Here is a 16,270-nt window from a genome sequence, read left to right as displayed (position 1 = left end):
AGAGGCGCTGCTGTCCTTTAGACTTTCTCCGCAATCATATACAGCATTTTTTCCGTCTCTTCCCAGCCCAAACAAGGGTCTGTAATGGATTTCCCATATACATGATTTTCTCCAATATCCTGACGGCCTTCTACCAGATAACTCTCTACCATCACACCTTTTACTAATTGTCTTAATTTCTCATTATATTTTCTGCTGTGCAGGACTTCGCTTACAATCCTCGGTTGTTCTTTAAACTGTTTGCCGGAATTGGAATGATTTGTATCAATAATCACTGCTGGATTACAAAGCTTTTGCTTTTCATACATTTCTTGAAGGCGCATCAGATCTTCATAGTGATAATTCGGTATATTCTTTCCATATTTATCCACGCCTCCTCTTAAAATCGTATGTGCCAGAGGATTTCCGGAAGTATTTACGTCACAGCCTCTGTAAATAAAACGGTGTGGATGCTGTGCGGCAATCACAGAGTTTAACATGACAGATAAATCACCACTCGTAGGATTTTTCATTCCTACAGGAATGTCCATTCCACTTGCGGTCAGACGGTGCTGCTGGTTTTCTACAGAACGGGCGCCAATCGCCTCATAGGACAGCACGTCGTCCAAATAACTCCTGTTCTCCGGATACAGCATCTCATCTGCCGAAGAAAGTCCTGTCTCTTTTAACACGCGGATATGGAGCTTTCGGATTGCAATAATACCGGCCAATAAATCCGGTGCCTTGTCCGGATTTGGCTGATGTAACATTCCCTTATATCCCTCACCCGTTGTTCTGGGTTTATTCGTATACACCCGCGGTATGATCAGCAGTTTTTCTGCTACCTCATCTACTACTTTTTTTAAACGGCCTGCATATTCGCAGACAGAGTCTGCATTGTCTGCGGAGCAGGGGCCGACAATGACAAGAAATCTCTCCGATCTTCCTGTAAAAATATCCTGTATCTCTCTGTCTCTTTTTTCTTTTCTCTGTCTGAGCTTTTCCGGCAGCGGATATTCCTTTTTCAGCGTATCCGGCAGCGGCAACTCATGGTTTTGTATCATAGACATTCTTCTTCCTCTCCTTTTCGACGCAATCTTAAATAATAAATCCTCAGTTTTTCTACAAGCCTTGTTAAATAACGCAGCACCGGCTCTGTCGCAATCGCAAATACAATGAACAGCATAATGCATTTTGTCGACATCCCCGTAATTGCAAACAAATCGTTCAAATAAAAACTACAGAACAACAGCCCTGCTATGGAGCCTGCAAAAATAGCAATCCGCAGTTTATTCATCGGTGCACTGATTGTATACAGAATCATAAACCCGACAATTGCCAGAAGCATCGTTGCTGCGGTAGAAATATCCGTTGTATTCACCCCGAACGTCTCACCGAATATCACTAACGCGCCTACGGCAATCGCGTCCGTAAGTGCAGCCGGCAATGCCTTTAAAAATACATTGGTCAAAAATCTTCCCTTTATGATATTTTTGTTTGGCTCCAGCGCCAGGAAAAACGCCGGTATTCCAATCGTAAACATACTGATAAGCGAAACCTGCGACGGCTCCAGCGGATAGGTAAACATAAATGCCACTGACAACAGGCTTAACAGAAAGGAGAAAATATTTTTTACCAAAAACAGACTGGCAGAACGCTGAATATTGTTTACCACCCGTCTTCCTTCTAAAACAACCTGCGGCATACAGGAGAAATCCGATTCCAGCAGAACTAACTGTGAGGCCTGCGCAGCCGCCTCGCTCCCTGATGCCATAGCGATACTGCAATCTGCGTCCTTTAAAGCAAGAACATCATTTACGCCGTCTCCTGTCATGGCAACTGTACGTCCTGCTTCTTTTAGTACCTGTACAAACTGTCGCTTCTGGTTCGGCGTCACTCTTCCGAACACAGTATTGTTTAAAACCGCTTCTCTTACCTGCTCCGGAGTGTGCAGAGAAGACGCGTCTACATATTGTTCAGCTCCTGCTATGCCCGCCTGTTTTGCCACCTCAGAGACAGTCACCGGATTATCTCCGGAGATGACCTTGATTTCTACTCCCTGTTCTGCAAAATACCGAAACGTCTCCTGTACGGCTTCGCGAATTGGATTTGCCAACAGAAGATAAGCAAGGGGCACAATTCCGTGATGCAAAGGCTTTCCATCAATCTCCTCATCATAGCTGCCAAAGACAAGCACTCTGGCCCCTTTCGAGGCATAGTTTAAAATTTCTGCTTCATATGCAGGATACTTTTCTCTTAACACAAATTCCGGCGCTCCTAAGACATACGCGCCGTCCGCAAAGGTTACGCTGCTATATTTCGTCGCAGAGGAAAATCCCGTCTTTGCAACCGCCTCTCTTCCGGAGGCAACAGAAAAATATGCTTTTACCGCTTCCATTGTAATATTGTCACTGCTCATTGCCGCCGCGAAGTCTCCAATCAGCATGTGCAAGGGCTCTCTTTGCTCTTCCTCATATTCTCCGGAAGGGATCATCTCCTGCACCTTCATTGTATTTTCTGTAACCGTTCCTGTTTTATCTACACAAAGTACATTTACCCGCGCAAGCGTCTCTATACACTTCATGTCATGCAGCAGAACTTTCTTCTGCGCAAGACGGATAGAGCTTACCGCAAGCGCCACACTGGCAAGCAGATATAGCCCCTCCGGAATCATGCCAATCACAGCAGCGATCATGGAAGTCACACTGGAACGAAAGCCCTCTCCCTGCAGGAAAAACGCCTGTCCAAACAACACCAGACCAATAGGAATGATAGCGATTCCCACGCATTTTACCAGTTTATCGAGTGAACGAATCATTTCTGACTGTTCCCCCTCCTGCATTTCTTTCGCCTGTATGGTCAGCTTCGAAATATAGGAATCTGCGCCGACTTTATCTAAACGGGCATGACACTGTCCGGAGACAATGAAGCTCCCTGACATCAGCTTGTCCCCTCTGCGCTTTGTAATCTCATCCGCTTCTCCGGTCAGCAGGGATTCATTGACCTGTACCTCTCCTGCACATACCTCTGCGTCCGCACAAACCTGATTTCCGGCACGAAAAATAACAATGTCATCGAGCACCAATTCTTCAGCGTCAATCGTCCAGGTTTTTCCGTCCCTGACTACAAGTGCATGCGGAGCATTGAGCATCGTCATTTTATCCAATACTCGCTTCGCCCTGATTTCCTGTACAATCCCAATCAAGGTATTTGCAACAATCACCGGCAGAAATGTCAGATCCCTGAAAGACCCTACAATGCATAAAAGCACCGCCAGTATTGTAAAAATCAGGTTAAAATACGTAAATACATTTTCATGTATAATTTCCTTTGTCGTCTTAGAAGGAGGATCTACTGCCCTGTTTGTCCAGCCATGCAGCCTGTGTTCCTGTACCTGTGCACCGGTCAGTCCTTCTCGGTATTCTGGACAATAGCGGGTTGTAGGAATTCTTCTGTCTGCCTTTTCTTCTGCTTTTATCTTCTGCTTTCTCGCCATATATCAATTACCTTCCTTCTGGAATACTCTTTTCTTCATATTTCTATGTTATTCTAACATAATAACTCCTTGTTTTCTATGACCTTTTCCCTTATAATAATACAAGTATTTAGGTAAAATACAAGTATAGACAAAAAGTTGGGTTATCATTATGAGATTAAGAAGTAAATTTGCAATCAAATGTGCAAAAGGGACAAGCGCCCTGATTAAAAAATTAAACCGCGGAAGCGGCGTTACTCTTCCTGGATATGTCGCCCGTCTGATTGATCCAGATATTTTAAAGGAGCTCTCCGGTCAGGTTCGAAAAAAAATTATCGTAACTATGGGCACAAACGGAAAGACTACCACGAATGCAATTCTCTATCAGGCTTTAGCAGCAGAAAATCAAAAAGTCATCATCAACCGCACCGGTGCGAATATGTTAAATGGTATTATTTCTGCATTCGTACTCTCTACCGATCGTCATGGGCTTCTCGACGCCGACTATGCCTGTATCGAAGTAGATGAAATTGCTTCTGTAGGAGTTCTGCCGAAGCTAAAGCCTGACTGTGCGCTGCTGACCAATATATCCCGAGATCAGTTAGACCGCTTCGGTGAGGTAGATATTACCTATAATAAGCTGCTGAACGCTGTGACAAGCGTACCGGATACTATCCTCATTATCAACTGTGACGATATTCTTTCCTACTCTCTTGCAGAAAAAAGTCAAAATCCGTTTGTCACCTATGGGATCAGTGAACAGATATTTGACGATATTTCCCGTTCAGAAATACGGGAAAGCATCTTCTGCCGCAACTGTGGTAAAAAGCTTTACTACGATTTTTTCCACTATGGACAGCTTGGAATCTACCATTGTCCAAACTGCGGATGGGAACGTCCGGTTCCAGATTATACGGCCGAGAATATCCAATTCCATGAGGAGGTTTATTCCTTTGATATGGACGGACTTTCTATTGATTCAACAGCACGTACACCTTACAACATATATAATACACTCTCCGCTTACACAGCTTTAAAGACATTAGGTGCAGGCTACCGTAATTTTAAGTCTATGATCGAGGCATTCGATTACGGCAATAACCGTGAAAGTATATTTACAATAAGGGGTGCAAGGGTACAGCTTCACCTAGCCAAGAATCCAATTGGTTTCCAACAGAAGGTATCTCTGGTTTTAAAAGATGAAAAGCCAAAAGATATTATCATACAGATTAACGACACGTATCAGGATGGCGAAGACATTTCCTGGCTGTGGGACGTAGACTTCCAATATCTCGCAGACAGCCATGCACAGTCTATTATCACTGCTGGAACCAGAAGACACGATATGGGACTTCGCCTGAAATATGAAGATATTCCCTGTACCTCTACTACGGATCTGCGCACCACCGTTTTGGAACGGGCCAAGAACGGCACAAAAAATCTCTATGTCATTGTCAACTATTCTGGTCTGTACCGAACAAACCATCTGTTGACAGAGCTGGAAAAAGAACCGGAAGGAGGGAATCACGCATGAAACTGACAATCGGACATTTATATCCTGATCTACTGAATCTGTACGGCGACCGCGGGAATATCCAGTGTTTTCGCAAGCGTCTTGAGTGGCGCGGTATGGAGGCAGAGGTCATTCCCTTTTTGTCGGGGGACTCCATCGACTTTTCCAAACTGGATATTGTACTTTTAGGCGGCGGCTCGGATCGGGAACAGGAGATTGTCTGCAATTATTTAAAAGACATTCAGACAGATTTTCAGTCCTTCGTTGAAGAGGACGGCGTTGTCCTTGCTGTCTGCGGAGGATATCAGCTTCTCGGGAAATATTATAAAACAGACAAAAAGACAATCGAGGGGCTTTCTATCCTTGACATTACGACGGAATGGCAGCCTGAACGCCTGATACGCAATATCGTTTTAAACAGCCCTCTGTTCGATACTCCTGTTGTAGGGTTTGAAAATCATGGCGGACGCACTTACATTGGAAACCATACCCCTTTTGGAAAAGTTTTCTACGGACTTGGAAATACCGGAAAATCTGGCTACGAGGGAGTGGTTTACAAAAATGTAATCGCCACCTACCTGCATGGCCCTCTCCTGCCTAAAAACCCTCACGTTTGTGATTACCTGCTTGAACGGGCGCTGAAGAGAAAATATGGCCCTGATGTAACGCTTCCCTCTCTGCCTGATGAACTGGAGCACAAAGCAAATCAATACATTGTAGACCGGTACAGCGATAAAAAATACATCCTGAAAGAGACCATCAAACGTCATACTTAAAAACAAACTACAGACGCATTGTTATATGCTGAAAAAGTGCAGATTTTATCTACTTACAGCATGACAGTGCGTCTGTAGCATTTTGGGGGGGCGGAGGCTTTCTCCTACTTTAGCGTCGGTGTACAGGGGGCAATACGGTCCCTTGTACACCGACGCTATCTATAATCTATATACATTCTTCACTTGTCACTGCGGCAGATTTTTTCTCTCTAGTATTTCCATAAATTCTTCTCCTGTTATCGTCTCTTTTTCATACAAATATTTTGCCAGCTCGTGAAGCTTCGTTTCATTTTCTTTTAACAGATTCATTGCCTTATCATAGGCGTCTTTTACCGTCTGCACTACCATCTCGTCAATCATTTTTGCCGTTTCCGGCGCACAGCTTAAGCTGCTGTCCCCGCCTAGATAAGGGTTGACACTCGTCTCCAGAGCCACCATTCCAAACTGCTTAGACATACCGTATTTGGTAACCATTGCCCTCGCCAATTTTGTTGCCTGTTCAATGTCATTGGACGCGCCCGTCGTGATAGAGTGGAAAATCAAATCCTCCGCACATCTGCCGCCTGTCAGCGTCGCAATGCGATTCTGAATTTCTTCTTTTGACATCAGATTACGCTCCCCTTCGTCTACCTGCATTGTATATCCCAGTGCTCCTGATGTACGGGGAATGATCGTGATTTTTGTCACAGGAGCTGAATGTGACTGTAGCGCAGCGACAAGAGCATGTCCTGTCTCGTGGTAAGCTACAATTAACTTTTCCTTTGTAGAAAGTACCTTATTTTTCTTCTGGTATCCGGCAATCACCACTTCGATACTCTCTTCGAGATCTGCCTGCGTCACATACTTTCTGTCCTCTCTGACCGCCCGCAGTGCTGCTTCATTGATCATATTGGCAAGCTCCGCACCGGAGGCGCCGGAGGCCGCACGCGCGATTGCATGAAAGTCTACATTGTCTGCTAATTTTATTTTCTTGGCGTGTACTTTTAGTATTTCTTCTCTTCCTTTTAAGTCTGGAAGCTCCACTGGTATTCGGCGGTCAAATCTGCCCGGCCTTAGCAAAGCAGGATCTAATGTATCCGGCCGGTTTGTCGCTGCAAGTATCACAACCCCTTTGGAAGCATCAAATCCATCCATCTCCGTTAGAAGCTGATTCAACGTCTGTTCTCTTTCATCGTTGCCTCCAAATCCCTGACCATCTCTCTTCTTTCCGATTGTGTCAATCTCATCAATAAATACGATACAGGGCGCCTTTTCATTTGCCTGTTTGAACAGGTCACGCACTTTGGAAGCCCCCATCCCCACAAACATTTCTACAAATTCAGAACCGGAAATAGAGAAGAAAGGAACATTTGCCTCCCCTGCCACCGCTTTTGCCAAAAGTGTTTTTCCTGTTCCCGGCGGTCCTACAAGAAGAGCGCCTTTCGGGCACATTGCCCCGATTTCCTGGTATTTCTGTGGATTATGCAAAAAATCTACAATTTCCGTCAGCAGTTCTTTTGCCTCGTCCTCCCCCGCCACATCCTCAAATTTGATGCCGGTTGTAGACGCTACATATACTTTGGCATTGCTCTTTCCAAACTGCATGAAAGGATTTCCTGCGCCGCCTCCTCCCATTTTCTTCATCATTCTTCGTGCAAGGAGCTGCCCCAATCCCCAGAAAATCAAAAGAGGCACGATCCAGGTGAGCAGAAAGCTAAAAATCGGATTCATCTCTTCTTTTACTACTCTGCCAAAGGAACAGCCTGAATCATACAGCCGATCCACTAATTCCGGATCATCAAATGTAGTCGTTTCGTAATATTGCGGCTCTTCACTCTTATCCGTAAAATAGATATTTTCATTTTCAATCTGCACCTTCGATACTTCTTTGTTTTCTACCATCTTCAAAAAGGTACCGTAATCCACTGTTTCCACCGACTGTCCCATAAATTTCGGAAAAATAAGGGCATTCAGAAAAATCAGGACAGCCAGCGCAATCAGATAATATATATACAATGGTCTTTTTGGCTTTTTCACCTGCTGCATTTTCATTTCCTCCTTTTTGTTTTTTCTTCTTTCATTTTTTCATTTGTCCATCCTGGATGCCTCCTCTATTTTCTGCGCACTGCTATTTTGACCGCCTTTAGAAGCTGGACAATCGGAATATTCAGCGCTGCAAGCCCATATACCGTAAATAACTGTGATATAGTAAGTGTCTGTACTTTAAAAATACTATGAAGCCCCGGTATCATTACCACGCAGGTGATCAATATTATGCCGAGAATAAAGGCTCCAATCAAATATATATTATTTATCACTGCCTTTGTAAAGACAACCGGTCTGTCTGATTTGCAGTTAAATCCATGAAACAGCCTTGCGCAACATAAGGTCGCAAATGCCATTGTACTTGCAAGCAGCGCATTTTCTCCGGAATGATACCCAATCAAAAACGCGATCATGGTTGTCACCCCTATGGACAATCCTTCTGTCCCCACCTTAAAAAGGAAATCCTTCGTCAGAATCGACTCGTTCATCGGTCTTGGTTTTTCCTTCATTACCTCCTTTGAATGAGGCTCCAGCCCCAGCGCAATCGCTGGCAGGCTGTCGGTCAGCAGATTGATAAACAGCAAGTGTACGGGGGCAAATGGAACTGGTAAAGCCATAATGGAGGCATACAGCACGGCCAGAATCGCTCCAAAATTTCCAGACAACAAGAATTGAATTGCACTTTTGATATTACGGTACAGGTTTCTTCCATTCTCCACTGCCTTTACAATCGTTGCAAAATTGTCGTCCGTCAGCACCATTGCAGCGGCATCCTTCGAGACTTCACTTCCTGTAATTCCCATTGCCACTCCGATGTCTGCCTGTTTCAAGGCAGGCGCATCATTTACCCCGTCTCCCGTCATAGAGACGATATTTCCTTTGTCCTGCCATGCACGCACAATCCGTATCTTATGTTCCGGCGATACGCGTGCATATACAGAGATACCTTCTACAAATTTCTTTAATTCTTCCTCCGACATTCCGTCGATCTCTGCTCCCTCACAAGCTTCCGACTCTTTTTCAAGAATACCTATTCTCTTTGCAATCGCCGCTGCTGTTACTTTGTGATCTCCCGTTATCATAATCGGGCGTATTCCCGCACCTTTACATTCCTCCACTGCTGCTTTTGACTCCTCCCGCGGTGGATCCATCATCGCGATAAGCCCGAGAAACGTCAGTCCGTATTCGTCTTCCAGCGACAATTCCAGCTCATCCGACACAATTTTATATGCAAACCCCAGCACCCTGAGACCTTCTCTGGAAAACGCCTGATTCTGCGCCGCAATCTGCCTTTTGTCTTTTTCTGTTACAGGACGAATCTCCTCCCCGATCTGTATTTTCTCTATACGTTCCATCAGGACGTCCACCGCCCCCTTGACAAGCATTGTCGGATTTCCTTCCATTGTATGCTTTGTCGACATCAGTTTTCTGTCACTGTCAAAAGGATTCTCACTTTCACGAGGGTATTTCTCTCTTACCACCTCCGGACAGACACCCAAGCGGGTACCCAGATTGATCAGCGCAGTCTCTGTAGGATCTCCGATTTCTACTCCATCTACATTGGTAGAATCATTGCAGAGAATACTTGCCAGAAGCAGCCTGCTGTGGGAGAGATTCTGCACGTCAATGTCTTCTGCCGTAATACAGGTTTCATCTACATAATAGTCTTCCACTGTCATCTTATTTTGTGTCAAAGTTCCTGTCTTATCCGAACAGATAATGGAAACACTGCCCAGTCCCTCCACTGCCTGGAGTTTACGCACAATCGCATGCTCCTTCGCCATTTTCTGTGTTCCAAAGGAAAGTACAATCGTCACAATGGAGCTCAATGCCTCTGGAATTGCCGCTACCGCCAGAGCTACCGCAAATAAAAACGCATCTCCTATATTGTCTCCTCTAAATACACTGATTCCAAATAAAATTCCACAGAAAACCAAAATCAAAATAGACAGCTTCTGTCCAAACTGATCCAAATTAATCTGAAGAGGTGTTCTCTTTTCTGAAGTTGTCTTTAGAAGGCTTGCAATCTTCCCCACTTCTGTCTGCATTCCAATGTCTGTCACAACAAAAGCGCCTCTTCCATAGGTAACAAAGCTGCCGGAATATACCATATTGATCCGATCGCCCAGTGGAACCTCTCCTTGTATCGTATCAATAGATTTATCCACGCCGAGACTTTCTCCTGTCAGAGCGCTTTCATCGACCTTGAGGCTCGCACATTCTAAGAGACGCCCATCTGCCGGAATATAGTCTCCTGCGTCAAGCATCACCTTGTCTCCCACCGTCACCTCAGAGGATGGGATCTGAATGACATTGCCGTCTCTTAACACCTTTGCCTCCGGCCCTGAAAGCTTCTTTAAGCTTGCCAGAGACTGCTCTGCCTTCACTGTCTGCACCGTTCCAAGAATGGCATTCATAGTGATAACGATCAGAATAACCGCTGTACTCTCCACATCTCCTAAAAAGCCGGACACAATTGCCGCCGCGATCAATATAATGACAAGAAAATCTTTATACTGTTCCAGGAAAATCTGCAGCGTTGTCTTTTTCTTGCCCTCCACCAGCTCATTTCGCCCGTATTTTTCCTGATGCTCCTTCACCTGGGAGGCACTTAGCGGTTCCACCGTCCCGTTAAGCTCCTGCAAGGTTTCTTCTCCAGTCATCTGGTAATAATTTCCCATTTTTCAACCTCCTTTTTCTCTCTGTAAAGAATCGCACTGTTTGTCTTACGCATCTTTCCTTTATTGGTTTTTATGGGATAATCAACCCGCGTGCTAAAGTATTTTAATAAAACAAAAAGTGAGACCTTCATTGCATAACTCAAATGCAATAAAAGTCTCACTGTTTAATCACGATACGGATGGATTTCCATCGTACTGACGACATCGCAAACGTTTTATTATTTTATAAACGCCAGTTACTCCCTTTTACAAAAAATACTATAATGCATTTTTTATCTGCTGTCAATTCTGTTTACAATATTTTCACATTCTGGCATGCTAAGCCATTTCTTCTATACTAACAGTGTTTCCTTCTATTGTAAACTTAAACAGAATCTTTTGGGATTTTATAGTAACGGTTCAGCCATACAGTGTGCGGGAAGTATAAAAAAACCTATTCTAAACAATTCCCTGCGCATTCATAGCGTCTACTACTTTTTCAAATCCGGCAATATTGGCTCCTACGACATAATTTCCTTTAAAGCCGTATCTCTCCGCTGCATCTGCCATATTGTGGCAGATATCCACCATAATTCTTTGCAGTCTGCTGTCTACCTCCTCGAAGGTCCAGCTTAATCTCTCACTATTCTGTGACATCTCCAGAGCAGATGTCGCAACACCACCTGCATTTGCTGCCTTTCCAGGTGCAAACAGCACTCCGTTTGCCTGCAGGTATTCTGTCGCTTCCAGTGTGGTTGGCATGTTTGCTCCCTCTGCAACCGCAATACATCCGTTTGCCACGAGTGTTTTTGCATCCTCCAGCAGCAGCTCGTTCTGTGTTGCACATGGAAGGGCAATATCCACCTTCACACTCCAAACGCCTCTTCCCTCATGGTACTCGGCATTCGGACGGTATTTTTTATATTCAGTCAGTCTTTCTCTCTTTATCTCCTTTATCTCCTTTAATGCTTCCACATCGATGCCCTCTGCATCATATACCCAGCCGTTGGAGTCGCTTACAGTCACAACCTTCGCCCCCATCTGCTGTGCTTTTTGTGTCGCGTAAATCGCAACATTTCCAGAGCCGGAAACCGCGACCGTCTTGCCTTTGATGTCCTGCCCGTTTAATTTCAGCATTTCCTCTGTCAGATAAAGCAGACCGTATCCCGTTGCTTCTGTACGCGCCAGTGAACCGCCGTAGCTTAATCCTTTTCCTGTCAGAACCCCTTCGGACAGTCCGCGGATACGTTTATACTGTCCGTACATATATCCGATTTCTCTCGCGCCTGTTCCAATATCTCCTGCCGGAACATCTGTATCCGCGCCAATATATTTGCAAAGCTCTGTCATAAAGCTCTGGCAAAATGCCATCACCTCTCTGTCTGATTTTCCCTTCGGATCGAAATCAGCTCCGCCTTTTCCTCCGCCGATTGGAAGCCCTGTCAGAGAATTTTTAAAAATCTGCTCAAATCCTAAAAATTTTATAATACCGAGGTTTACGGATGGATGAAGCCGAAGCCCTCCTTTGTATGGCCCGATTGCACTGTTAAACTGTACACGGTATCCTGTGTTTACCTGCACTTGCCCGTTGTCATCTACCCACGGCACGCGGAACTTTAATTGTCTTTCAGGCTCTACCATTCTCTCTAAAAGAGCGTCCCTGCGAAACTGTTCTTCATTTGCTTCTACAACTACACGCAAGGATTCTAAAACCTCCTTGACAGCCTGATGAAACTCTGGCTCTGCAGGATTCTTTTTTACAACCAAATCAATTACTTCATCTACATATGACATCCTTTTTACCTCCTGAAAATACAAAATAGCTGGCAGACAATACCGCCGGATAACTGCCGCAGAATTGCCTACTCGTCTATTCTAAAATCAAAATGCAGCTTTGTCAATAAAAAATTTCATTTTATTTACAACTTTATCACTTTATTATAACGAATTGCACATAATTACTTTCTCACTGTTTAGCTGTTTTTATTTATTAAATTCGTATATATAGTTTTTATCTCTTTTTTTATCCTTCTTGTTTTTGCAGGAATCCAATCCTATTTATTCATTTTTCTTTTATTTTCAAGAAATTTTTCTTCTCTCTTTATATGCAATCGTCAAAAAATCCAGCAGATAGACTATAATAATAAAAATTCCCAGCTTCTCTCCCAGACCTCTGGGAATACCATTTACAATTCTCTCCACTGTTTTTTGCAGAATACCAAATAAAATCAGTGTATAAAATCCCCATGCAATCGTACTTTCCAGGCACAGGATTCCTTTGTAGTTAAAAGGCTTGTCCTTATAATCCCACCAGATTTCTCCGAATACCTTCTGCATAATTTTTGCCGTTGCCCATTCAATCAGTGTTGCAAGCACAGCACCCAATATGAAAAGAAGCACTTTGTTATGACTGTATGGATATAGTATAAAATAAACAGTCAGTGCCCCTACTCCGTAAATAGGGCAGAACGGCCCTCTGGAAAATCCCCTGTTCGTCCATTTCCTGTTGCACACTGACATATAGGCAGATTCTACGATCCATCCTAGTATACTATAAGTAAGAAACCACATAACCACATGGTATACATCTCTTCCAAAAATAATCCTATTCCACATATGTACGCTCCCCCTTCCTAAAAGCGCCAAATTATCCTTATAAAAGAAGTTCACTTGCGAACTTCTCGCGCCAAGTGCGGACACTTAAGCGTCATATTTCCTCTTCGCACTTGTGTGCAGTCTCCGCTTCGGTCGGTGCTAAACGCGTGCCACTGGCACGCAGCACCCCGTCCGGAGGGCTTTTTTGTTCTATAGGAAATTTTGATAAATTTCCTATAGAATAAAAATAGAGTGTTGAAATTCAACACTCTATTTATCTGCACATCATTAATTATATTTACGTTTTCTAGCGGCTTCAGATTTTTTCTTGCGTCTTACGCTTGGTTTTTCGTAATGCTCTCTTTTACGAATTTCCTGCTGAATGCCTGCTTTCGCACAGTTTCTTTTGAATCTGCGTAAAGCACTATCTAACGTCTCGTTTTCTTTCACGATTACATTCGACATAGTCTCACACCTAACCTCCCCTCCAGCCTTGTATTGTGCATCATACGACTGTTCGGGTATATTTATTGCACTACAAAAGATTATACCATATTTTTCAGTTCCGTCAACTATTTTCCTGCAAAAACTTAAGAAACCTGGTCTTTAAGCACCTCCGCTGCCTTTAAAAGCGCGTCGTTTATCCCTGCAGGGTTCTTTCCGCCTGCCTGCGCCATATTCGGACGTCCTCCGCCTCCGCCTCCGACAAGACCTGCGATCGCTTTTACGAGATTGCCGGCATGGGCTCCCTGCTTTATCGCACCTTCTGTCGCGGTTGCCATCAGGCTGACCTTATTTTCTGCTCCGGAGGCAAGCACAACAACGCCTTCCCCTAATTTTTCCTTGAACTGATCTCCCAGCTCTCTTAAGCTGTTCATATCCACGCCGTCTATCTCTGCCGCGAGAAGCTTTATCCCCGCTATCTCCTGCACTTTGTCAAGAACATCTCCGGCCGCTTCCTGCGCCATCTTGCTCTTTAAACTTTCTACCTCTGAATGAAGTGTCTTATTATCTGCCAGCATATGAGCGATTTTATCCGCCAAATTCTCCGGTGTTGCCTTTAAAAGAGCTGCCGCATCTTTCAAACGCTTCTCTAAGCTGTCGTAATATTTCATCAACCCTTTTGACGTGAGCGCCTCGATTCGTCTGACCCCAGCCGCTACCCCTGTCTCTGAAATAATCTTGAACGCCATAATTTCACTGGTGTTCTTTACATGTGTACCACCGCAGAACTCAATGGAGAATCCATCCATATCCACCACGCGGACAATGTCTCCATACTTTTCACCAAACAACGCCTGCGCGCCTGTCTTTTTTGCTTCTTCGATTGGCATATTTTTTATGGAAACAGCAAGTGCATTTCCAATCTGCTCATTGACGATTTCCTCTGTTTTTTTAAGTTCCTCCGGCGTCATCGCAGAAAAATGCGTAAAGTCAAAACGAAGTCTGTCTTCATTTACACTGGAGCCCGCCTGCTCTACGTGGGTGCCGAGCACTGTCCTAAGCGCCTTCTGAAGCAAATGCGTCGCACTGTGGTTTCTGGCAGAAAGCACGCGCTTTTCTGTATCTACTTTTAAAGTCACTTTGTCACAAACCTTTATCATTCCCCGCACGACTCTGCCGACATGGCCGATTTTACCGCCTAAAAGCTTGATCGTATCTTCTACCAGAAATTCTCCGTCTGCTGTAGAAATACTTCCTGTATCCGCCTCCTGCCCGCCGCTAGTCGCATAGAACGGAGTCTCCTGGACAAATATAGTTCCTCTCTCCCCATCGGAAAGTGCATCCACGATTTCTTTTTCCGTTGTCAATACCGTCACTTCCGACTCCCAGCATAAATTGTCGTATCCTACAAAGGTGCTGGTAATATTCGGGTCGATCGACTCATAGACGGTTACATCTGCCCCCATATAGTTGGTAACCTCTCTGGCTTCTCTCGCCGTCTTTCTCTGCACTTCCATTGCCGCATGGAAACCTGCCTCATCTACGTTTAAATTTTTTTCTTCCAGGATTTCTTTTGTCAAATCCAAAGGAAAACCATAGGTGTCATACAGCTTAAATGCTTCACTTCCTTCTAAAAGCTTTGTATGTTTCTCTTCCATCTGCGCGATTATCTCAGAAAGAATCCCCAGTCCTTGATCGATCGTCTTGTTAAACTGCTCTTCTTCCTTCGCAATGACCTTTAAGATAAACTCTCTTTTTTCTTCCAACTCCGGATAGCCATCCTTCGATCCATCGATCACAGTCTGTGCCAGCTCCGGAAGAAAGCCCTTCTTGATATTCAGCAGTCGTCCATGACGGCATGCTCTTCTCAACAGGCGGCGCAGTACATACCCTCTTCCTTCATTTGAAGGCATAATTCCATCTGAAATCATAAAGGTCACAGATCGGATATGGTCTGTAATAACGCGGATAGATACATCCTTTCCGCTGTCTTCTCCATATTCTTCTCCCGCAAGAGCACATACATGATCCCGCAGTGCTTTTATCGTATCTACGTCAAAGATCGAATCTACGTCCTGCACAACCAAAGCCAGACGTTCTAAGCCCATGCCGGTATCAATATTCTTCTGTTCCAATTCTGAATAATTGCCGTTTCCATCATTGTCAAACTGCGTAAATACATTATTCCAGATCTCCATATAGCGGTCACACTCACAGCCCACTGTACAGCCTGGCTTGCCGCATCCGTATTTTTCGCCTCTGTCATAATAAATCTCTGAACATGGACCGCAGGGGCCGGAGCCATGCTCCCAGAAATTATCTTCCTTCCCGAACTTAAAAATACGTTCCGCCGGAATTCCCATCTCCTGGTTCCATATCTGAAATGCCTCGTCATCCTCCAGGTAAACAGACGGATACAGTCTGTCAGCGTCCAGTCCTACTACTTCTGTCAAAAATTCCCAAGACCATTTGATCGCATCTCTTTTAAAATAATCTCCAAAGGAGAAGTTACCCAGCATCTCAAAAAAAGTGCCGTGCCGCGCCGTCTTTCCTACATTTTCAATATCTCCGGTGCGAATACACTTCTGGCAGGTAGTTACGCGTTTTCGCGGCGGAATTTCCTGTCCTGTAAAATAAGGTTTCAAAGGTGCCATTCCAGAGTTAATAAGCAGAAGACTCTTATCATTATGGGGCACTAAGGAGAAGCTTTTGAGTGCAAGGTGTCCCTTACTCTCAAAAAACTCCAAAAACATCTTTCTTAACTGGTTTACTCCAACGCGCTGCATTCTTTATCCTCCTGGTT

General features: G+C 44.4%; 10 protein-coding genes. 2 read left to right on the top strand and 8 right to left on the bottom strand.

The features are described from left to right. Nucleotides 1-17: 17 nt before the first annotated feature. Nucleotides 18-1,049: a 3-deoxy-7-phosphoheptulonate synthase gene (locus ACZ5C4_RS08840; RefSeq protein WP_464520679.1), complete on the bottom strand. Its 1,032-nt coding sequence runs from the start codon at nt 1,047-1,049 to the stop codon at nt 18-20. After that, on the bottom strand, nt 1,040-3,475 hold the full coding sequence (locus ACZ5C4_RS08835; RefSeq protein ID WP_464520678.1) for a cation-translocating P-type ATPase: 2,436 nt from the start codon (nt 3,473-3,475) through the stop codon (nt 1,040-1,042). The genes ACZ5C4_RS08840 and ACZ5C4_RS08835 overlap by 10 nt, the downstream gene beginning before the upstream one ends. Before the next feature lie 151 nt (nt 3,476-3,626). On the opposite strand from ACZ5C4_RS08835, the gene ACZ5C4_RS08830 reads away from it, so the two are divergent. Continuing rightward, nucleotides 3,627-4,988 carry a MurT ligase domain-containing protein gene (locus ACZ5C4_RS08830; protein ID WP_464520677.1) on the top strand — a complete coding sequence of 454 codons (1,362 nt, stop codon included), beginning with the start codon at nt 3,627-3,629 and terminating at the stop codon, nt 4,986-4,988. After that, the gene (locus ACZ5C4_RS08825) at nt 4,985-5,743 is read left to right on the top strand and encodes a type 1 glutamine amidotransferase (protein WP_464520676.1); all 759 of its coding nucleotides are present in this window, start codon (nt 4,985-4,987) and stop codon (nt 5,741-5,743) included. The genes ACZ5C4_RS08830 and ACZ5C4_RS08825 overlap by 4 nt, the downstream gene beginning before the upstream one ends. 186 nt (nt 5,744-5,929) lie before the next feature. Here the strand turns inward: ACZ5C4_RS08825 and ftsH are convergent, their stop codons facing one another. From ftsH to alaS, 6 genes are all read right to left on the bottom strand, one after another. Continuing rightward, nucleotides 5,930-7,768, bottom strand: a complete 1,839-nt coding sequence (gene ftsH / locus ACZ5C4_RS08820; protein ID WP_464520675.1) for an ATP-dependent zinc metalloprotease FtsH — start codon at nt 7,766-7,768, stop codon at nt 5,930-5,932. Between the two features lie 65 nt (nt 7,769-7,833). After that, nucleotides 7,834-10,449 carry a cation-translocating P-type ATPase gene (locus tag ACZ5C4_RS08815; protein ID WP_464520674.1) on the bottom strand — a complete coding sequence of 872 codons (2,616 nt, stop codon included), beginning with the start codon at nt 10,447-10,449 and terminating at the stop codon, nt 7,834-7,836. 438 nt (nt 10,450-10,887) lie between these two features. After that, nucleotides 10,888-12,222, bottom strand: a complete 1,335-nt coding sequence (gene gdhA / locus ACZ5C4_RS08810) for an NADP-specific glutamate dehydrogenase (RefSeq protein ID WP_464520673.1) — start codon at nt 12,220-12,222, stop codon at nt 10,888-10,890. Between the two features lie 285 nt (nt 12,223-12,507). Further along, nucleotides 12,508-13,044, bottom strand: coding sequence for a putative ABC transporter permease (locus ACZ5C4_RS08805; protein WP_464520672.1), 537 nt, complete (start codon nt 13,042-13,044; stop codon nt 12,508-12,510). A gap of 267 nt (nt 13,045-13,311) precedes the next feature. Then, complete coding sequence (gene rpsU / locus ACZ5C4_RS08800; RefSeq protein ID WP_004054229.1) at nt 13,312-13,488, bottom strand: 30S ribosomal protein S21; 177 nt, start codon at nt 13,486-13,488, stop codon at nt 13,312-13,314. A gap of 125 nt (nt 13,489-13,613) precedes the next feature. Beyond that, nucleotides 13,614-16,253, bottom strand: coding sequence for an alanine--tRNA ligase (alaS, locus tag ACZ5C4_RS08795; protein ID WP_464520671.1), 2,640 nt, complete (start codon nt 16,251-16,253; stop codon nt 13,614-13,616). Between the last annotated feature and the right edge of the window lie 17 nt (nt 16,254-16,270).

It is taken from the genome of Mediterraneibacter flintii, from assembly GCF_055387595.1.
This window is presented reverse-complemented; position numbering and strand designations above follow the sequence as displayed.